The sequence below is a fragment of the Nostoc sp. 'Peltigera membranacea cyanobiont' 210A genome (genome assembly GCF_002246015.1).
In the GTDB taxonomy this organism is placed as follows: Bacteria; Cyanobacteriota; Cyanobacteriia; order Cyanobacteriales; family Nostocaceae; genus Nostoc.
The window spans coordinates 350,471-370,724 of record NZ_NOLJ01000003.1 but is presented as its reverse complement, the minus strand read 5'-3'; the positions used below and the strand labels follow the sequence as shown (position 1 = coordinate 370,724).

14 protein-coding genes, 1 tRNA gene and 1 CRISPR repeat array are annotated in these 20,254 nt (G+C 42.9%); of the genes, 5 read left to right on the top strand and 10 right to left on the bottom strand.

Going from position 1 to position 20,254, the window contains the following annotated elements; genetic code table 11:
* On the top strand, positions 1-3,370 hold a 3,370-nt coding region (gene cobN / locus CDG76_RS10740; protein WP_094349014.1), incomplete at its 5' end, for a cobaltochelatase subunit CobN.
* Positions 3,371-3,379: 9 nt separating this feature from the next.
* Complete coding sequence (locus CDG76_RS10735) at positions 3,380-4,510, top strand: peptidoglycan-binding domain-containing protein (RefSeq protein ID WP_094349013.1); 1,131 nt, start codon at positions 3,380-3,382, stop codon at positions 4,508-4,510.
* Between the two features lie 131 nt (positions 4,511-4,641).
* Here the strand turns inward: CDG76_RS10735 and CDG76_RS10730 are convergent, their stop codons facing one another.
* The 4 genes from CDG76_RS10730 to lipA all read right to left on the bottom strand — a co-directional run bounded on the left by CDG76_RS10730 (position 4,642) and on the right by lipA (position 9,340).
* Entirely contained in the window at positions 4,642-5,097 is a 456-nt protein-coding gene (locus tag CDG76_RS10730) for a Fur family transcriptional regulator (protein WP_012407750.1), read from the bottom strand.
* 443 nt (positions 5,098-5,540) lie between these two features.
* Positions 5,541-6,791, bottom strand: a complete 1,251-nt coding sequence (gene sigC / locus CDG76_RS10725; RefSeq protein ID WP_094349012.1) for an RNA polymerase sigma factor SigC — start codon at positions 6,789-6,791, stop codon at positions 5,541-5,543.
* A 704-nt stretch (positions 6,792-7,495) separates the two neighbouring features.
* Positions 7,496-8,431 (bottom strand): NAD(P)H-dependent glycerol-3-phosphate dehydrogenase, encoded by a 936-nt coding sequence (locus CDG76_RS10720; protein WP_094349396.1) that lies wholly within the window; start codon positions 8,429-8,431, stop codon positions 7,496-7,498.
* Positions 8,432-8,455: 24 nt separating this feature from the next.
* Positions 8,456-9,340: a lipoyl synthase gene (gene lipA / locus CDG76_RS10715; protein ID WP_094349011.1), complete on the bottom strand. Its 885-nt coding sequence runs from the start codon at positions 9,338-9,340 to the stop codon at positions 8,456-8,458.
* 136 nt (positions 9,341-9,476) lie between these two features.
* On the opposite strand from lipA, the gene CDG76_RS10710 reads away from it, so the two are divergent.
* Positions 9,477-9,550 (top strand) — tRNA-Pro (locus CDG76_RS10710).
* A gap of 106 nt (positions 9,551-9,656) precedes the next feature.
* A CRISPR array of direct repeats spans positions 9,657-12,124; the repeat unit is 37 nt; unit sequence GTTTCAATCCCTAATAGGGATTTTAGTTGATTGCGAT.
* 252 nt (positions 12,125-12,376) lie between these two features.
* Here the strand turns inward: CDG76_RS10710 and CDG76_RS10705 are convergent.
* The gene (locus CDG76_RS10705) at positions 12,377-13,144 is read right to left on the bottom strand and encodes a circadian clock KaiB family protein (RefSeq protein WP_094349010.1); all 768 of its coding nucleotides are present in this window, start codon (positions 13,142-13,144) and stop codon (positions 12,377-12,379) included.
* Positions 13,145-13,321: 177 nt separating this feature from the next.
* Positions 13,322-14,605: a type IV pilus twitching motility protein PilT gene (locus CDG76_RS10700; protein ID WP_094349009.1), complete on the bottom strand. Its 1,284-nt coding sequence runs from the start codon at positions 14,603-14,605 to the stop codon at positions 13,322-13,324.
* A 733-nt stretch (positions 14,606-15,338) separates the two neighbouring features.
* Between CDG76_RS10700 and CDG76_RS10695 the strand changes: the two genes are divergently transcribed.
* Positions 15,339-15,710: a hypothetical protein gene (locus tag CDG76_RS10695; protein ID WP_094349008.1), complete on the top strand. Its 372-nt coding sequence runs from the start codon at positions 15,339-15,341 to the stop codon at positions 15,708-15,710.
* 253 nt (positions 15,711-15,963) lie between these two features.
* Positions 15,964-17,076, top strand: coding sequence for a non-hydrolyzing UDP-N-acetylglucosamine 2-epimerase (gene wecB, locus CDG76_RS10690; RefSeq protein WP_094349007.1), 1,113 nt, complete (start codon positions 15,964-15,966; stop codon positions 17,074-17,076).
* Between the two features lie 121 nt (positions 17,077-17,197).
* Here the strand turns inward: wecB and CDG76_RS10685 are convergent, their stop codons facing one another.
* The 4 genes from CDG76_RS10685 to CDG76_RS10670 all read right to left on the bottom strand — a co-directional run bounded on the left by CDG76_RS10685 (position 17,198) and on the right by CDG76_RS10670 (position 20,201).
* The gene (locus tag CDG76_RS10685; protein WP_094349006.1) at positions 17,198-17,788 is read right to left on the bottom strand and encodes a peptidoglycan-binding protein; all 591 of its coding nucleotides are present in this window, start codon (positions 17,786-17,788) and stop codon (positions 17,198-17,200) included.
* Positions 17,789-18,057: 269 nt separating this feature from the next.
* The gene (locus CDG76_RS10680) at positions 18,058-18,468 is read right to left on the bottom strand and encodes a response regulator (protein ID WP_094349005.1); all 411 of its coding nucleotides are present in this window, start codon (positions 18,466-18,468) and stop codon (positions 18,058-18,060) included.
* A gap of 194 nt (positions 18,469-18,662) precedes the next feature.
* A complete protein-coding gene (locus CDG76_RS10675; protein WP_094349004.1) occupies positions 18,663-19,379 on the bottom strand; it encodes a Crp/Fnr family transcriptional regulator in 717 nt (238 codons plus the stop codon).
* Positions 19,380-19,454: 75 nt separating this feature from the next.
* Positions 19,455-20,201 carry a Crp/Fnr family transcriptional regulator gene (locus tag CDG76_RS10670; protein ID WP_094349003.1) on the bottom strand — a complete coding sequence of 249 codons (747 nt, stop codon included), beginning with the start codon at positions 20,199-20,201 and terminating at the stop codon, positions 19,455-19,457.
* Positions 20,202-20,254: the final 53 nt, after the last annotated feature.

The following is a 20,254-nucleotide window of genomic DNA, read 5'->3' as shown; positions in this document are numbered from 1 at the left end:
CCAATCCCCAATCCCCAAAATCGGCATCCTTTTCTACCGCGCTCATTATTTAGCGGGGAATACTAAAGTAATTGATGCTTTATGCGAAGCTTTGGTACAGAAAAATTTACAACCAGTGCCAGTATTTGTTTCTTCATTGCGTGAACCAGATGTGCAAGTTGAGTTGAGTGAATTTTTTCAACCCAAAGAAGCCGAATCAATCGCTGTGCTGCTAAATACCACCAGTTTTTCTCTAGCACGCTTGGAAAGCGAAACACCCCAAACCGAACTGTGGCAAAAATTAGATGTGCCTGTGTTGCAGGTAATCCTCAGTGGCGGATCGATTGAGCAGTGGGAGTCACAGTTTCAAGGGCTTTCTCCCCGCGATATTGGGATGAATGTGGCGCTACCAGAAGTAGATGGGCGGATTATTACTCGTGCTGTGTCTTTTAAAGCATTGCAAACTCGTAATCCCCATTTAGAAACAGATGTGGTAATTTATGAACCAGTGAGCGATCGCATCGAGTTCGTTGCTAAACTAGCAGCAAATTGGGCGCGTCTACGTTCCAAACCCCCCCAAGAACGTCGAATTGCCCTAATTCTGGCAAACTACCCCAACCGTAATGGCCGCCTCGCCAATGGTGTGGGACTCGACACCCCAGCTAGTTGTGTAGAAATCCTGCAAGCTTTACATCAGGCTGGGTATGAAGTAGAAAATCCACCTGCTCAAGGAGACGAGTTGATTCAACGCCTGACAGATGGTGTAACCAACGATCCAGAAGGTAGAGAATCGCTTCCAGTACACCAAAGTGTTTCTTGGGAAGAATATCAAAAATATTTCGCTTCATTACCGCCAGCAGTTCAGCAAGGTATTAGGGAAAGGTGGGGACTAGGGACTGGGGACTGGGGACTGGGGACTGGGGAAAAGGAAAACGGGATATACGAGAGGAATACCCAATACCCAATACCCAATACCCAATACCCAATCCCCATCCCCGTTCCCGGAATTCAACTCGGCAACATCTTCGTGGGAATTCAGCCAGCAAGGGGTTATGATAATGACCCCAGTTTGAATTATCATGCGCCGGATTTAGAACCAACCCATGCTTATTTAGCTTTCTACTATTGGGTTAGAGAAACTTTTGGTGCTGATGCTGTAGTTCATGTAGGGAAACACGGAAATCTAGAATGGCTACCGGGTAAAAGTGTGGCTTTATCGAGTAATTGTTATCCAGAAGTAGCTTTTGGCGCACTTCCCCACCTGTACCCGTTTATTGTCAACGATCCTGGTGAAGGTTCCCAAGCCAAACGTCGCGCTCAAGCGGTGATTATAGATCACCTCACGCCACCGATGACTCGTGCGGAACTCTACGGTTCTTTGCAACAGTTAGAAAATTTGATTGATGAGTATTATGAAGCCGATAGTTTAGATCCTTCACGTTTACCAGTAATTCGCGATCGCATCCACGAACTGGTAATCAAAGAAAATCTCCATCTAGATTTAGGAATCCAAAATGAAACAGAAATTTTTAAATCTGAATCTCTGGTTTTGAATTCCATCGGTGGTTATCTTTGTGAATTGAAAGAAGCCCAAATCCGCGATGGCTTGCACATTTTTGGGCAATGCCCCCAAGGAAGGCAGCTACGAGATTTAATAGTAGCGATCGCTCGCATCCCCAATCGCCATTCTCCAGGCATTACCCGTGCGATCGCTCAAGATTGGGGACTAGATTTCGATCCCCTCACAGCCGATTTGTCAATGCCTAGTGGTGAATACTCAATAGTCAATGGCACACAATGCCGTACCCTCGGTGATATCGTCGAAGTCCTAGAAGAACACGCCGCCCTCTTAGTAGAACAACTAATAAATCAGGACTCAGAATTCAGAAATCAGGAATCTTGTAGAGACGCGATTCATCGCGTCTGTGTTGGGGATGGAGACGCAATGAATCGCGTCTCCACGTGGATACGCGATCGCCTCCTCCCAGCCTTACAAAAAACCCCCGAAGAAATCACCCATTTATTACACGGACTAGATGGCGGTTACGTCCCCAGCGCTCCATCTGGCGCACCCACACGCGGCCGCCCGGAAGTTCTACCAACAGGGAGAAACTTTTATTCCGTAGATATTCGCGCCATTCCCACAGAGACAGCTTGGGATATCGGCAGAAAAGCCGCTGAAACCCTCGTAGAATATTACACGCAAGAACATGGTGAGTATCCCAAAACACTAGGCTTATCATTGTGGGGAACAGCCACCATGCGAACAGGCGGTGATGATATAGCCGAAGCCTTAGCTTTACTTGGAGTCCAGCCTGTATGGGATGGTGCAGCACGGCGAGTAGTGGATTTTGAAATTTTACCCTTAGCGATTTTAGGGCGTCCCCGTGTAGATGTCACCTTGCGAATTTCGGGATTCTTCCGCGATGCTTTTCCCAACTTAATTGATTTATTCGATCAAGCAGTATCAGCAGTAGCAGACTTGAATGAACCGCCAGAACAAAATCCCCTCGCCGATGCAGTTCGCCAAGAAACTGATTTGTGGACAAGCCAAGGATTAACTTTAGAAGCAGCCGTGGTGCGATCGCGCTATCGCATCTTTGGTTCTCGTCCAGGTGCTTACGGCGCCGGACTCCAAGGTTTAATCGAATCCCAAAACTGGACAGATGACGAAGATTTAGCCAGCGCCTACATTAACTGGAGTTCTTACGCCTATTCTTCGGGAGCAGGAGCAGGGGAAGCAGGGGAAGCAGGGGAAGCAGGGGAGGTAACACCCAAATCCCCAGTCCCCAGTCCCCAGTCCCCAATGCCCAATACCGAAGCCTTCGAGCAACGCTTGTCTCAAATGCAAATTGTCCTGCACAATCAAGACAACCGCGAACACGATCTACTCGATTCTGATGATTATTACCAATTTCAGGGTGGCTTAACAGCGGCGGTGCGTTCTCTACAGGGAAAAAATCCCCAAACTTATTTTGGAGATAATTCTATACCCACCCAACCACGAGTCCGCCAACTGAAAGAAGAAATTGCACGAGTGTATCGTTCTCGCGTAGTTAATCCCAAATGGATTGCAGGAGTAATGCGCCACGGATACAAGGGAGCCTTTGAAATGGCGGCGACGGTAGATTATCTATTCGCCTACGATGCAACCGCAAAATGTGCGGAAGATTACATGTATCAAGGCATAGTAGATGCTTATTTACTTGATCCAGTTGTTGTAGAATTTATTCAGCAAAAGAACCCTTACGCACTGCGTGATATTGCTGAAAAATTATTAGAAGCACACAAGCGCAATTTGTGGGAGGATGTAAACATAGGAACATTAGAAGCTTTGAGGAACCTAGTACATCAAGCTGAAGCAGTTATCGAAGAAAAATCAATGGTGTAGGAAACAAATATGGAAAATCTTGCGTATTTGCACCTAGCTTTCGCCTACGAAGACAGCACACCCAGTGAATTGGTCTCCCTCAGTTCTTTGTTTAACAAAGCAGCTGCACCAGACTGGAAACGGCTTTCTGGTAGGGCTTGGAAGTATATGTTGCCCCTTGCTCTGTCTTTATCTATTCTTGGCGCTGTCAGCAGCGTCATGGCACTGGAAAATGGCGATCGAGGCCCTTCTGTCAGAAATCTACAACAAAAGTTGAAAACAGCAGGTTTTTACCAAGCTTCTGTTACTCAAGTATATGACGTATCCACACAAGAAGCTGTACGGCGCTTCCAAAAGGCCGCTGGCTTACCAGTGGACGGCATTGTTGGAGCAAGCACACTGCAAAAATTAGAAAGTTGGCAGACCAAAAAGGTCACAACTAGGGCTACACAAGCTCAAAGAACCGCTGCTATAGGCGCACAAGCCAAAAAGTCCAGCACTGATAGTTCAGCCACCAGCAAACGCCGCAATTCTAACTACCTTGCTAAAGGGGATGAAGGTGAAGATGTCAGAGCTTTGCAAGAACAGTTAAGAGTCGCAGGCTTTTATTACGGAAACGCCACAGGCATATTTGGCCCAATTACCGAAGAAGCTGTCAAGCGGTTCCAAGATTCTTACAAATTAAGCGTTGATGGAATTGCAGGCCCAGCAACATTAGGTAAATTGCCAGGAACTGGCATCGGGGATGGAGAAGAGGCTCCCAAAAAGGTAGTCAATCGAGACAAACTTCGTGTAGGCGATCGCGGTGAGTCCGTTAGAATTGTTCAAGAACAATTGATTCAGGCTGGATATTTAGAGGGAGAGCCAAATGGCTACTATGGCCCTTATACTGCCGATGCTGTAAAGAGATTTCAGGCAGCTAATTTCTTAACAGCAAGTGGTGTTGCTGGCCCAACTACTAGAGCTAAGTTATATAGCTCAGTCAATACTGCTAGCAAAAGCGAATTTAATACCTTAGAAATTCAAACCCGACTACGAGAGCGAGGTTTTTATAAAGGCAAGCTAAATGGTGTGATGGCAGATGACACCAAAAAAGCGATTAAACAAGCCCAAGAATTCTACGGAATTAGCCTTAAGGATCTTAAGAGCGGACGCTTTTAACATCCGCTTTGGTGTTTTTAGTATCACTTCCCAACTGGTTGCTTGCCTCCAGTAACAGCAAATTACGAACTGCTCAGATTCCATTTATTTGGTTAATTTGAGTAGTTTCGTCTTATTTATCCACCCAAGTGCTAAAGCGGCATCAGCGCCCGTTGGCACTTGGGGCACACTGCATGGATGGTCATTTGACAATCTAAGAGGTGAAAACCTTCTTTTTGAGCGGTTTTTGACCCAATTTTTAAAATTGAATCATTTTTAAACTCAATAGTTGAGTTGCATCGAACACAAATTAAGTGATGGTGATGATGAGGATAGGGCTGGTTGATCTCATAATGCTTATGTCCCTCGCCCAATTCTAATTCCCGTAAAATTCCCATCCTTGCCATCAACTTCAAAGTCCGATAAATAGTTGACAGACTGATCCCTTCACCATCAGTTTCGAGCCGATGATAAAGATCCTCCGCACTCAGATGTTCTCCTTGCGGAAGTTCTTGAAAAATGTGTAAAATTGTTTCGCGCTGGGGAGTTAATCGCCAGCCTCGTTCGTTCAGTTCTGCCTTGAGTGAAGTAGTTGTGTAGACAGTCATACTAATAGTTCTCAACAAAGCTTGTTAGTTGAGAATATAACAAATATTGGGAGCAATTTGCAACAATCATTGCCTATTGAGAATTCTTACTAAATATTTAAGAACAATTCATCAAATCTTGAGCAAAATTCAAGTAATAAGCTGTAGTGCATTTAATTTGCATACAGCTAATAGTTAGGATACTTATAACGATTGCATCCCTTGACGTTGAATTTTGCCTAAGTTAAATTTGAATTGCTTAGTTGCTCCCCACCTTCAAGATATTTGAGCAAAGATTTGGGGCAACTCTTATACAGTTTAATGCTAATTATTTGCTGTAAGCCTATAAAAGGCTTTTAACTTAGGGATCAAATCAGCCCTTTGTCCCTAGTCATTTGTCAAGTGTAGTTTTCTAATGACAAATGACTAATACTTCGGCTCCGCTCAGTACAAGTGACAAATGACTAACTCAGAGACTCCAAATAGTCGCGGATGAGGTTGCGGCGCTTGGGTTGACGTAGCTTTTGCAAAGCCTTGGATTCAATTTGGCGGACTCGTTCGCGCGACAAGTCAAGAGCGCGGCCAATTTCTGCTAAAGAATAAGGATGACCATCTGCCAAACCAAACCGCATCAGAATTACATCGCGCTCCCGGCTAGTCAAATCTGACAGAAGATGATGCAAATCTCTTTGTAAAGATTCTCGCATTAACATCTCTTCTGGAGTTACACTGTCAGTTTCGAGTAATTCGCCTAACTCAGTGTCTTTATCTTTTCCTACCTTGGTTTCCAAAGAAACGGAGCGAGGAACCCGCAACAAAACTTCTCGGACTTGGGTCGGTGTCATCTCTAACTCAGTTGCTAAATCTTCTAGAGTCGGAGTGCGACCTTTTTCTTGAGCAATTTTGCGTTGAGCCTTTTTGATTTTGTTTAACTTTTCGGTGATGTGAACCGGTAGGCGAATCGTGCGACTAGAAGTAGCGATCGCCCGTGTAATACCCTGACGAATCCACCAGTAAGCGTATGTACTGAAGCGATAACCCTTAGTTGGGTCAAATTTTTCTACAGCCCGCTCCAAACCTAATGTACCTTCTTGGACTAAATCCAACAATTCCAAACCACGATTTTGATACTTCTTAGCAACAGACACAACTAAGCGAAGATTCGCCTTAATCATGTGTTCTTTTGCTTGGAGTCCTTGGGTTTGAACTTGCTCCAACTCTTCTACAGTCAACTTGGCGATTTCAGCCCAGCGACGTTTCCCATTTGCCAAAGTCGGTCTGAGATCGGATAAGATTATGTCAGCAGTGGCAGCCCATCTTTCCAAAGAAGGGCGATGTCCTAGTTCCGAAGTTAGACGTTCTTGAACTTCAACTAACCTTAGATAGGGTGTAATCACTTCATCCCCAAGCTTTGCGGCGTTAGCAAGTACTATCCGCATCCGCAAGTAACGCTGGACTTTTTGAGCTTCTGAAACCTCTTCATCGCGCCCCAACAAGCGAACCCGACCAATTTCTTGAAGATATAGACGTACTAGGTCTGTACTCCGACGGTTGGTGCTAGCAGCAAAGTTAGCATTGTCAACAGAAGTCAGTTCTAGCTCCTGTAGGTCATCTACCGATAACTCACTGTCATCAACCGTGAGATCCGAGTCCAAAGCCTGGCTAGACTTTTTGGTGTTGTAGGGGGCGTCTGCATAAAAAGATGTTGCTGGCATAAGATCGTCTCAATGGCTCCAGGTAACAATAGATTTCGGTCAGCTTAGATTACGGTCAGCTATTCAACTGTTGCTATTGTTCCCGCGATTAACGATGAACTAACATGGTTGAACGTTCCATTACAATTTTTTTAGAAATTAACTGTAAGGGTTTTATTAGATACAGGATTACTGAACTGAATCGGCTGCTAAACTTTTGATTAAACCAATAGCTATTTAAATCCACAGCTAGGTTTGCAATATTTCAACTACTTAGTTAATATTTCAACCTTGATGGTTTTGTGATAGTAACTTTTGTAACACAGTATAAACATCCTTCAGTGAATGTCATCTTTATAATTGGCATAGTCACATTTACATGGCTGCAAAAGTAATATCCTGACGATTTACCAATTTTTTCTCAGGATTATTCAGGTATAAGTAGAACTAATAGATATTGCAGAAGTGATTAGCATTAACGGCAAAAATTCTCTCGACACGGAGATAGAAGATGTGGATAAGTTATCAAACACCCTCTCCGTTGTTCCTGCGTCGTCTTGCATGTCAGTCTTAAAGTGCCAATTTCAACTTGACAGACTACTAACTAGTAGTCCATCAAGCTAAGGAAAGCCTGGTATGTAGTAAGCACTGAAGTGCTTAATATAAGGACTAAAGTCCTTACTACGAACTTATTTAGCCAGCAAGTTGATTTGACAGACTACTAACTAGTAGTTGTACTCTGGCTTGATATCTCGCAACATCAGTTCATCAAGTGCTTGTCCGGGTGTGATTTCGCCTTGAAGTAACCGATAAACTTGCTCGGTAATTGGGACTGCAATGTTTTGTTGCTTGGCTCGTTGCATCAAAACTCGGCAAGTGTTTACTCCTTCAGCAGTTCCTTGTAAATTTGCGAGAGTTTCTGTAAGTGACTTACCACCAGCTAGCTGATAGCCGACTTGGTAATTGCGACTTAAGGGACTGTTACACGTTGCTAACAAATCTCCTAGACCCGATAAACCATAAAATGTTTCTGTCTTTGCACCCCAGTTGTTGCCGATGCGAACCATTTCGGTAAGTCCACGGGTTACTAAAGCAGCTTTGGCATTGGTTCCCAGTTGTAAACCATCGCACACACCAGCTGCGATCGCAATCACATTTTTTAGTGTTCCCCCCAATTCCACGCCCAAGGGGTCGGGATTGGTATATACCCGGAAACGATGAGAAGAAAATACTAACTGTACTACTTCCGCAGCCGTGGGAATGTTACTGGCTACCACCGTGGCTGCTGGTAATTCCATTTGAATTTCTTTTGATAAATTAGGCCCAGATAAAACAACCACTGCATGGTTAGGGAATATTGTTTGCCAAATTTGTGAAGGCGTGCAGGTGGTTTGGGGGTCTAAGCCTTTCGTCACCGTCACAAAAATTGTTTCTGGAGAAAGGGGGAAAGACTCAACTTGGGAAGCAACTTCTCTCACCCCAATCATTGAGATAGCAGACAGGATTATTTGGACATCTTTTAAAACTACTTGAAAACTTTGGGAACCTTGACGTGACCACACGCGCACCTGATGACCATTTGCAGCGGCGAGATTTGCTAGAGATGCACCCCAAGCACCTGCACCCAGAATTGCAACGGAAAGTTTTGTGTTGGAGTACATCTGCTCACTCATAATTCCTAATTCTTAACTCCTAACTTTTGAGCGTGGGTAACGTTCCATCAATTCCCTGACTTGTTCAGCATGATAAGAGCTTCTTGTCAATGGTGAAGAAACAACTTGTAAAAATCCAATTTCTTCCCCGAATGCCTTCCAGTCAGCAAATTGTTCTGGATTGACAAATTCGTTTACCTGCAAATGTTTTTGACTGGGTTGGAGATATTGCCCAATGGTCAAAATGTCGCAATCGACAGTTCGCAAGTCTTGCATGACTTGGCGAATTTCGGCGTCAGTTTCACCGAGTCCAACCATAATCCCAGATTTAGTGTATGTGCTAGGAGAAAGTTGGCGAGTGCGCTGCAATAATTCTAATGTGCGATCGTAGTTTCCTTGGGGACGCACCCGGCGATATAGGCGTGGAACAGTTTCGGTATTGTGGTTTAATACCTCTGGCGCAGCCTGTAGAATCAACTCTAGAGCATTCCAATTACCGCATAAGTCAGGAATTAGCACCTCAATTGTGGTGTTGGGTGAAACAGAGTTAACTGCATCAATACACGCCATGAACTGAGATGCACCACCATCAAGCAAGTCATCTCGGTTTACAGAAGTGATGACTACATGATTAAGGTTCAGGCGACGAACAGCTTCCGCCAATCGTGTAGGTTCCGTGGGGTCTAGTGGTTTGGGTTTTTTCTCAAAATCAATATCACAGTAGGGACAAGCGCGTGTACAAGCCGGGCCCATAATCAAAAACGTAGCAGTCCCAGCATTGAAGCATTCACCAATATTCGGACAGGACGCTTCCTCGCAAACTGTATTGAGGGCTAAATCCCGCAAAATATCTTTAACGTTACCGATGCGCTCAAGCTGAGGTGCTTTCACCCGCAACCAGTCTGGTTTTACAGTCACAATCCGCTTTTACCACTAGAGTTATACAAATTTAATCCTAGCAAGCAAAGTCTTTGGTGAAGCGATCGCATATAGATGTAATTCTGCTATTTGGCACAGATTATGATATTCTTGATTTACAATGCCATTTTTATGGCGGGATGTGGCGCAGCTTGGTAGCGCACTTCGTTCGGGACGAAGGGGCCGCTGGTTCGAATCCAGTCATCCCGATTAGTTGTGGAGCGACAAATTATTTGTCAAATGCTCTCCTATGAACTTAAATATAGCTGGCTTTCTTTGGATTTAAGCAGTACCGCTCGAAGTCGTGTACTTAAAGGTTTCAATCCCTAATAGGGATTTTAGTTGATTGCGATGTAAACAAGCGTTACTTGCTATCACTGAATCAGCCGTTTCAATCCCTAATAGGGATTTTAGTTGATTGCGATGGATCGCGTTGGTGGAAGTTATGGTATAGTTTTGTTTCAATCCCTAATAGGGATTTTAGTTGATTGCGATTTTAGGAATGGGGAAGAGTTTTTAAATTCTTTGTGTTTCAATCCCTAATAGGGATTTTAGTTGATTGCGATCCACGAACATTACCTAACTGACGACGAAGGGCAAGTTTCAATCCCTAATAGGGATTTTAGTTGATTGCGATTAGAGTGCATAAATTGTCCCAAAGTCGTCAGTGTAATTAGTTTCAATCCCTAATAGGGATTTTAGTTGATTGCGATAAGAGGAAGGAATTAGTGTTTTCAGTTGGCTTTGGGGTTTCAATCCCTAATAGGGATTTTAGTTGATTGCGATTGAGAGCTTCATTTAACACCTGATCGCGTTCTCCTGTTTCAATCCCTAATAGGGATTTTAGTTGATTGCGATCTGTTATGCGGCTGGTGGTACGGTAAAGCCCGTTTCAATCCCTAATAGGGATTTTAGTTGATTGCGATTTTATTCAAGAGGATAACTGGGTAATTTTAGATACTGAGTTTCAATCCCTAATAGGGATTTTAGTTGATTGCGATTTGATTCTGAAGGTGCGGTTGCTTCATTGCGGGGTTTCAATCCCTAATAGGGATTTTAGTTGATTGCGATGCGGCAAAGATCGCCTGCCGAGAAAGCGCCGCCTCAGTTTCAATCCCTAATAGGGATTTTAGTTGATTGCGATTTCAGTATCAAGGTGATTTAGTAGTTCAGGAGAGTTTCAATCCCTAATAGGGATTTTAGTTGATTGCGATTTGCAAGGTTTTTGAGTCGCAAGTGACAAAAACTGTTTCAATCCCTAATAGGGATTTTAGTTGATTGCGATGATCCGGCGTATCAGCAGAAACTTTTAGAATACGGTTTCAATCCCTAATAGGGATTTTAGTTGATTGCGATGATTGCGATCGCATCTTGCCAAATGCCAATGCCAAGTTTCAATCCCTAATAGGGATTTTAGTTGATTGCGATAGTTCCGCCATGCTCCATCGGTTCTTGATAGAAGTTTCAATCCCTAATAGGGATTTTAGTTGATTGCGATCTTGTCATGTCAGGCAATCCAACACCCCAAATATGTTTCAATCCCTAATAGGGATTTTAGTTGATTGCGATTAAAGGCGGCGATCGCACTCACAGTTCCAGTGAGTTTCAATCCCTAATAGGGATTTTAGTTGATTGCGATACCTGAGAATATGCGGTTTGCTTATCGGCAATTAAGTTTCAATCCCTAATAGGGATTTTAGTTGATTGCGATCTTGCCAAACAGAAAGAAGAAGAGAATAGCTTGTTTCAATCCCTAATAGGGATTTTAGTTGATTGCGATCTAAATGCTGATGATTTTAATGTGGTTGTTAGCTTGTTTCAATCCCTAATAGGGATTTTAGTTGATTGCGATCCATTTGTATCTGCTAATAAATAATTCCCTAAAAGTTTCAATCCCTAATAGGGATTTTAGTTGATTGCGATGCCTAACGAATTCATTCTGAGCTACCGCGAAAAGTTTCAATCCCTAATAGGGATTTTAGTTGATTGCGATGCAACCAACAAGCACCTTGCTGTGTGGAGCAACAAGTTTCAATCCCTAATAGGGATTTTAGTTGATTGCGATGATGTGCTTTTAGATAATGCTAGGCAAGGTACTGTTTCAATCCCTAATAGGGATTTTAGTTGATTGCGATTTGGCAGGGCAACTAGGATCACCACACCACGGGCAAGTTTCAATCCCTAATAGGGATTTTAGTTGATTGCGATCTATTCCCGGTTGCAGATTTGTCTTTCACTGGATCGTTTCAATCCCTAATAGGGATTTTAGTTGATTGCGATTTTATAGAATTAATTGCTCTTTTTACTTCCTCTGGCGAGTTTCAATCCCTAATAGGGATTTTAGTTGATTGCGATTTTCTTGATGTTAATATCTGGAATATTACAATAAGTTTCAATCCCTAATAGGGATTTTAGTTGATTGCGATGATGGAGGAAAGGGCGTTGTCTCAGGTACGTGAACGTTTCAATCCCTAATAGGGATTTTAGTTGATTGCGATGTATTCCCAGTACTCCTTGCCTTTGTACCCTTGTGTTTCAATCCCTAATAGGGATTTTAGTTGATTGCGATTCAGTAGTGGTATTGTCGTCTTATATATATAAGTGTTTCAATCCCTAATAGGGATTTTAGTTGATTGCGATCTTATTATCGTTAATACTAAAGGTTGTTCCTGTTGTGTTTCAATCCCTAATAGGGATTTTAGTTGATTGCGATTCTCTAACTTTGTAGTATTGGGCATCAATGTTTCGTTTCAATCCCTAATAGGGATTTTAGTTGATTGCGATCGCAGGCGTCTGAAAGGCTTGTGTTATTTGGTTTTCAAGGTTCAATAGCGCGAATGCGAAAATCATAACATAAGGACTGGCAATTGTGATAGCTGTAAATAGCTGGAAGTCAGTTTATATCAGGTGCGCGGATGGTTTCAAGATGCTAAAGCTCTCAAATTCTTGCAGATAAGGCAATCTAGCCATTTTTGTAGTTCCCCCTTCACCAACACCTACCCATTCGCGCACTTGGCAAAAAACTAGTTTGATTACTTAAAATTTTTCCTTAGCAGCCAACATCTGTAAAATCTTTTCTACATGATCCAACTCTCCAACGATGCGCCGAATTGGGTGAGGCCAAACCTTGACAAGGGTAGGAGTTGCAGAAACCTGATTCAGTTCTGCTTGTTCTGGATGACTTAAAACATCAATCACCTTCAAAGTATAAGGGTGTCCGAGCGATCGCTCTAACAATTCGTGTAAATTTTGCAGAATGCGTTCAGTAGAACTGCTATGTCCGGCAACAAACAAGCGGAGAACATAGCCTTGGGTAATGGCTTCTTTTTTTTGTATTATTACTGGTTGGTGATATTTTGGTACAGGTTCAGAAAGGTCTAAGCGAACAATTAAATCGTGATCCTCCCAAAGCTGCCCAAATGAAGAACGATAGGTTGTTAACACCATGCGATCGCACAATCCTTCTTGCCAAGGAGCTGCTTGCCATACTAATTCTCCCGTGCCAAAAACAGCATTAAGCAAAGCTTGATGTCTAATTACAGCCGGATAAGCTTCAGCAAAAGTTCGCACTTGTTGAGTGCGCGGATCTAACCAATTGTCAATAGTTGCAGTATAACAAGGCACTAAAAAGTGTGGCGGCTCTGGTAAATCTAGGATTTCTTGCAAAGCCGAGCACAAATGCAAATGCCATCGACCTTGCTTGCTAGGGTCGATGCAGTAAATTAAATCTCCTCCAGGTGTAAATAGCGCAATGCCTTTAAACAGCTGGGGTGTAGATAGTTTATTTGTCGTCAAGTTATTCATAGAGGTTAGGGAACTAAAAGTAAAAATTCTCTCTTTTACCTTTTACCTTAGCTATAACCTCAACCAGGATCGCAAAGATATTTGGAATTGGGTACTGGGAGAGCAGGGAGCAGGGAGAAGAGTTTTCTCCTCTGCCCCCCGCACCCTGCCCCTCTGCCTCTTCCCCAATCCCCAATCCTAAACTCGACCTCGGAGAAACTGTGCCATTTCGTTAGGAGTTGGTGACATTTCCAAAGCAGTTTCTTCAGTGATGCGTCCGTCTTGATAGAGATTTAGCAATGACTGATTCATCGTAATCATGCCATCAAAGCCAGCTTGTTTCATCAGCTCGCCAATTTCATCATACTTACCGTCTTTGATCCATTCCTTAATCGCCTCAGTATTGATCAGCACATCATGAAAAGCAGCCCGCTTACCGTCAGTTGTGCGACACAAACCTTGAGCAATTACTGCCACTAAAGACTCAGAAATCGCCACCCGCATTGCATCCTGTTCATCACCAGAATAGAGGTTGAGAATCCGCTCAATGGTTTTGACCGCGCTATTGGTGTGCAGGGTTCCCATGACTAAGTGACCAGTCTGAGCGGCTTTTAGGGCGGTGTTAACTGTTTCCTTGTCCCGCATTTCCCCCACCAGAATCAAATCTGGGTCTTCCCGCAAAGCTGCTTTCAAAGCGTTGTCAAATTTCCGGGTATGCATTCCCACTTCCCGTTGTTTGACTAAAGATTTGCGGCTTTGATGGATAAATTCTATCGGATCTTCAATGGTGATGATGTGCTTTGCCATCTCCTTATTGATGTAGTCAACCATCGCTGCCATTGTGGTGGACTTACCAGAACCAGTGGGCCCAGTCACCAAAATTAAACCTTTGTGGTGATGACAAATATCCCGAAAAATTGGGGGTAAATTCAACTGTTCCATAGTTAAGATTTTCAACGGAATCAACCGCAAGACCATTGCAGGCCCTCTAAGGGTGCCAAAAACATTAATCCGCACGCGAGCAAAGTCATATTGAGTTGCTCCGTCAAATTCTAAATGTTCTTCAAAGCGCTGAATTTCCCCCTCACTCATCACCTCTCGCAACCAACTCATAAAAGCTTCTTTATCTGTTTCTGGATAATCCATTGATTGAATTTCTCCTCGACTGCGGAAGCGGGGTACTTCACCTACACCCAAGTGCAAGTCAGAATATCCCTGGTCGTAAGCTTCCCTGATTAACTTCTCTAAAGTGGGCCCTGCACTGCTGTTTTGAGGGCGAACTGAATTAGGTATTGGCGGTGGACTACCCGGACGATGACCTGCAACAGGCGGATTAGTGCCCCTATCCATTGACATATCGAGTGTTTGTGTCATCTGCCGCTGCGTACTAAAGGTTGGAGTTGGCGGTGGTGGCGGCGGCATTGGTGGCAAATTACGTCCAGCAGCAGAGTTAGAATTTAATGGAGACTGTGATTCTGTCATATATCTTCACATTTGGCAGTTAAAAAGTTGAATTAACGAGAAGTAAAGTCACTTGCTTTGATGACTTTTGGAGAATGCTTGTCTGCAAGCCTTAGCGGTGATAAAAGGCGATTGAAACTCTAGAACCACGGTCAATCTATTTCATCCACCTCAGTTGGTATCTTTTATTTCCTAAAATTTCATTACTCAGAATATTTAGATAGATTATTTAACCTATCTAAACTGGTTTAACACACGCAAGGACTTAAAAGACCTCAGTGAATACACATAGCTTTAAAAGTATTTTTTAATGCTTTTGTTTTAAAGTAAATATTCTCATGACTTAGATGAGAAATTTATCCCAGGCATGGGCACGAATTGCCAGCAATTAACAGTACAAATACTAGCAGTTCATTTATTCAGCCCGTCTAGGAATTATGAGAAAGACTACTAATTTTTATAAGAAATGTTAAGTTAAATAGGAGTGATATCGTGGGGATCAAGGTTAAAAGCTCATAGCTTTTAGGTTCTATACCTGAAGGTAGATGCAGTAAACAAGTTTTTTTAATAGATAGAAAGTTGACTTTATATTCATAATTACGAAAAATTAACTGTAAAGTTTAGTAAACAAATGCTCATTTTCCCAATTAGTTTTTATATACTGAATTTCACTGAAGAACAATTCAGTTTACTCGCGAAAAGCGAGATATGACTGAAAATTAAAAATCTGTTGTGTATTTTGGGAGGAAAAGTCATGGTTTCTGCTCAAAGCTCTAATCAAGGAAAGACCTACTCCTTGTTGATGATTAAAAGCTTTTTAATATGGACTTTTACATTAGCAGTTTGTTTGTTGGTTGTGGGTTTTCCACTAGTTGTCTTGATGGCTACGGTCGGATGTCTGTTGTCGATTATTTTGCAATCTGTGATGCCTGTTAGTGCAGTTTTGCTTGTAGCAGGCGCTCTAATAATGTTTAATGTCATGGCAGTTGTATTGGCTGCGGGTGTGCTAACTGTTAAGGGAGTTCATCCTAGTGAAGTTAAATGGTTAAGCTGGCTGCATGGAGAGGCAGACCAAATGCAGGCTACTGTTTACGCTGCTTGCCCTCTAACTTGTGAGATTAAATAGTTATTACAGGTTAATTAGACAAACAGTGCGTCTGCCCGGTTAAGCCGGGTTTTTTCATGGTTTTTATAATGTGAACTTTTAAATAGTCATTACAGGTTAATTAAACAAACAATGCATTTGCCCGGTTAAGCGGGTTTTTTTATATCTTGTGTGATTTATCCATTAATATTTATGGTTTATGTGAGGATTGACTGCCGACTATTGACCATTGACTATAGACGATTGACTATAGATGGTAAATTACAGATGACTAATGACTAATCAAAAACGCGTTTGCATTATCTTAGGTACTCGCCCGGAAGCGATTAAACTCGCTCCAGTGATTCAGGTTTTCCAAAAGTCTTCAGAATTTCAGTTGCAAGTAATTCTAACTGGACAGCATCGGGAGATGGTTGAGCAAGTTATGCAACTGTTTAATATCAAGGCAGATTATAACTTGGAAATTATGCAGGTTCAGCAATCTCTAAATGATATTACTTGCCGTAGTTTACAAGGGTTAGAAGCATTATTTAAGGCAGAAAAGCCAGATTTGGTAATCGTGCAGGGAGATACTACCACTGCTTTTGCCGCAGCTTTGGCAGCTTTCTATCAAAAAATTCCTATTGGTCATGTTGAAGCAGGGTTAAGAACTGATGATATCTTTAATCCTTACCCAGAAGAAGCTAATCGCCGATTGATTTCTCAAATTACTCAGTTGCACTTTGCACCGACTCCTTGGGCTGTGGAAAATTTGCATCGTTCTGGTGTTTTGGGTGAAATCCACATGACAGGTAACACTGTAATTGATGCATTGTTAAATGTCGCTGCAACCCAAGTAGTTTGCAATGTACCAGGCTTAGACTGGGATTCATATCGGGTTTTGTTAGCAACAGTTCATCGTCGGGAGAATTGGGGAGAACCTCTGTTAGCGATCGCTCAAGGCTTTTTACAAATTTTAGACAAGTTTCCTGATACAGCTTTGCTCTTACCATTGCACCGCAATCCGACTGTGCGAGTCCCGTTGCAGGAACTTTTAGGGAATCATCCCCGAATTTTCTTGACAGATCCTCTAGATTATGGGGAATTGGTAGCAGCAATTGGGCGATCGCATCTTTTACTCACTGACTCTGGTGGCTTGCAAGAAGAAGCCCCTAGCTTGGGAAAACCAGTACTAGTTTTGAGAGACACTACCGAAAGACCAGAGGCTGTGGTAGCTGGTACAGCTAAACTTGTTGGCACTACGACTGAGAACATTGTTGCAGCTGCTGCTGAGTTACTCAGTGACTCAGATGCTTATGAAGCGATGGCAAACGCAATTAATCCCTTTGGGGATGGTCATGCAGCAGAGCGCATTTTGCAGATTGTCCAAAATTACATTCATGGGTAAAAAAGTTCGTAGTAAGGACTTTAGTCCTTATTTCTCAAGCACTAAAGTCCTTACTACAAACCCTCAAAACTAGTTTGACAATATTTACCAAACCACGAGGTTTTTTAAGGGTGGCTTCTGGCTAAATACCCAAAGCTGATCGAGTTTCGGGGCCTACAACACCATCTACAAGTAGACCTTTGCTTTGCTGAAAGCTTCGGACTCGGCTAACAGTTTCTTGACCGTAAATTCCATCAACTCTGAGATTACCTAAAGCTATTTGCAAGTCTCTGACGAGCAGACCTTTTGAACCAGGGGTAAGAATCACTGTACCGCCAACACCACCGGGTCTAGTCACAGGACGATTGCTAGGTCTATCACCAATCCATCGGGCAAAAACGTATCTACCAGTAGAAAGTCTGGCAAAACCGTTTTCATATCGTTCAATTGCTGGAAGTGTTGCGCCATTTGGTACACAGTCCACATAAGAGTAGTTGCTGCTTGGGCCGGAACGGACACGTAAACAACTGCCGTTAGTCTTTACATAGGCAGCCGAACTCACTTGAATTTGGGTTACAGCAGCAAATAATACACCGACACCAGCTAAAGCTAACCAAGCCGAAGATTTAAGCAGTTTTTTCCAATTGAATTGAGGTTGAGGAAGATTATACTTAGTGTTTCCAGATGCCTCTTCTTGAGCAATAAACATCTGGGAATAAGCAAGATATTCCATAATGCACTCCTTGATATGAAAAAATGAGTAATCGCAGAGAATTACTTGGTCGTTCTCTGTATTTATTCTTAGTATATTTTATATCACTACCTTTGAATAGGTTTTTACTACTAGCGAAATTAATAAAAAATAAAATTAGTCAAAAAATTCCTGAAAAATGCGATGTCTAAGACGAGCTAACCCGTCGTAGACATCGCATTTTGAAAATAAATAAAATTTAGTTAAAGCATTGTTGCTTAGTGGCTTGTCCTTTATTGCATCTAAATATGTCAAACGTATTGTTCGGTTCTAGTTAAAGTAGCAACCATAGAAGTTAACTCGTCTAAGTCTATCGGCTTGCGTTGGTGTACATCATAACCTACTGATAATGCACGTTTACGATCGTCCTCGAAAGTCGATGCCGTCAGAGCGATCGCTGGAATCCTTCTACCCCGCTTTGCTTCCAAATTTCTGATTTTCAAGAGCAGTGAGTAGCCATCTTCATCGGGTAAGCAAATGTCACTAATTAGGATGTCTGGTTTAAAAGATGACATTATTTTTAGAGCCTCGTCTGCTGAAGCCGCTGCAATCACCTCTGCTCCCTCTAATTCAAAGAGGAAGGTAAGTAATGTTCTCGTATCAGCGTCGTCATCAACAACGAGCAATCTCAGACCTTGAAAAGACATCGATTGACTAGACATTATTCTCACCGTCCTGTAGATCAAACACTTGAAGTAGCAATTACATTAAAAGACACGTAGTTGTCAACATTATTTGATGCATACTTTACTAAATCTTAAAGGAACTAATTAGCAAGCGTCTGTCCGGTTTCGGACATAGTAATTTAAAATAATCATTGGCGATGTCTACGACGGGCTACGCCTACGCGCCTTGACTAATTCCCCAGCAACCGAGCAAATTCTTTTTGTATAACTTGATAACACTCGCAGCAAGTTGCTTCCAAATTCTCTCGGTTCAGGATGTTAATTTGACCACGCTGATAGCGAATCATTCCGGCTCGGCTGAGGGTGCTAGCCGCTACTGTCACACCGGAGCGCCTTACACCCAGCATCTGGGCGATAAATTCTTGCGTCAACAGAAATTCTTCTGATTCCAAACGGTCAGATACTGTGAGCAGCCAACGAGCCAGCCGTTCCTCCAATGTATGAAGACGGTTGCAGGCACATGATTGTGTAAGTTCGGTATATATAGCTCGTACATAGCGCAGCAACAGCTTTTGAATAGCTCCGCCGCGATTGAATTCGGTTCTAAATACATCTGCATCCATCTGCATTCCAGCACCCGAAACTTGCACAAACGCTTTTGTGGTTGTTGTGTTGCCTCCTAAAATTACTGGGATACCCACCATGCCTTCATTGCTCACTATCCCAACTTCTACCGTCGATCCATCTTTCATAATAGTGACTATAGAAACCATTGCGTGTTGGGGAAAATAGACGTGTGTGATGGGTTCTCCGGGTTCGTAAATAACTTTCCGAGTCGGAAGTGAAACCAACTTCAGGTGCGGAACAAGACGCTGATAATCACTGGTTGGCAAAGCCGCAAGTAACCTGTTTACTTGCGGCTTAAGAGTGTTTTGGCTCACTGAAATATTAAAAGAGAAATTTGCTCAAAATACTTTAAATCAAGTTACTTTTGCAAGTCTGTCCGATATCGCACACATAACTCAAAAAAATTTTCTGGCTCGGTTACTGGGCTTTTTGCCCAGTAACCGAGCAAATTCCTTTTGTATGACTTGATAACATTCGCAGGAAGTTGCTTCCAAATTCTCTCGGTTCAGGATGCTAATATGACCACGTTGGTAGCTGATCATTCCGGCTCGGCTGAGGGTGCTAGCCGCTACTGTCACACCGGAACGACGTACACCAAGCATCTGGGCAATAAACTCTTGCGTGAGTAGAAAATCTTCTGACTCCAGACGGTCAGAGACTGTCAGTAGCCAACGAGCCAGCCGTTCCTCCAGTATATGGAGACGGTTGCAGGCAGTTCCTTGCGCCAGTTCAGAGTATACAGCTTGTACGTAGCGCAGCAGCAGCGTTTGAATAGCTCCGCCCCGATTGCACTCGGCTTTAAGTACATCTGCATCCATCTGCATACCAGCGCCCGCAATCTGCACAAACGCCGTTGTGGTTGTGGTGTTGTCTCCTAAAATTATTGGGATACCCACCATGCCTTCATGGCTGACTATCCGAACTTCCGCCGTTGAGCCATCTTCCATAGTGGTGACTATAGAAACCATTGATTTATCAGGAAAATAGACCTGTGTGATGGGTTCTGCTGCTTTATAAAGGATTTGCTTAACTGGGAGCGAAACTAGCTTTAGATGGGGAACAAGACGTTCATAATCACTGGCTGGTAAAGCTGCCAGCAGCTTATTTGCTGGTTGCTGAAAGAGGTTTTTATCTAATGACATCTGAAGTCACTCTCCTTAAGGTAGGTGACTTTAGAAAAGCTAACTCAAGGCAC

Coding starts and splice junctions, on each gene's coding strand:
- CDG76_RS10735 (WP_094349013.1), top strand. CDS start 3,380: ATGGAAAATCTTGCGTATTTGCACCTAGCTTTCGCCTACGAAGACAGC.
- CDG76_RS10730 (WP_012407750.1), bottom strand. CDS start 5,097: ATGACTGTCTACACAACTACTTCACTCAAGGCAGAACTGAACGAACGA.
- sigC (WP_094349012.1), bottom strand. CDS start 6,791: ATGCCAGCAACATCTTTTTATGCAGACGCCCCCTACAACACCAAAAAG.
- CDG76_RS10720 (WP_094349396.1), bottom strand. CDS start 8,431: ATGTACTCCAACACAAAACTTTCCGTTGCAATTCTGGGTGCAGGTGCT.
- CDG76_RS10705 (WP_094349010.1), bottom strand. CDS start 13,144: ATGAATAACTTGACGACAAATAAACTATCTACACCCCAGCTGTTTAAA.
- CDG76_RS10700 (WP_094349009.1), bottom strand. CDS start 14,605: ATGACAGAATCACAGTCTCCATTAAATTCTAACTCTGCTGCTGGACGT.
- CDG76_RS10695 (WP_094349008.1), top strand. CDS start 15,339: ATGGTTTCTGCTCAAAGCTCTAATCAAGGAAAGACCTACTCCTTGTTG.
- wecB (WP_094349007.1), top strand. CDS start 15,964: ATGACTAATCAAAAACGCGTTTGCATTATCTTAGGTACTCGCCCGGAA.
- CDG76_RS10685 (WP_094349006.1), bottom strand. CDS start 17,788: ATGGAATATCTTGCTTATTCCCAGATGTTTATTGCTCAAGAAGAGGCA.
- CDG76_RS10680 (WP_094349005.1), bottom strand. CDS start 18,468: ATGTCTAGTCAATCGATGTCTTTTCAAGGTCTGAGATTGCTCGTTGTT.
- CDG76_RS10670 (WP_094349003.1), bottom strand. CDS start 20,201: ATGTCATTAGATAAAAACCTCTTTCAGCAACCAGCAAATAAGCTGCTG.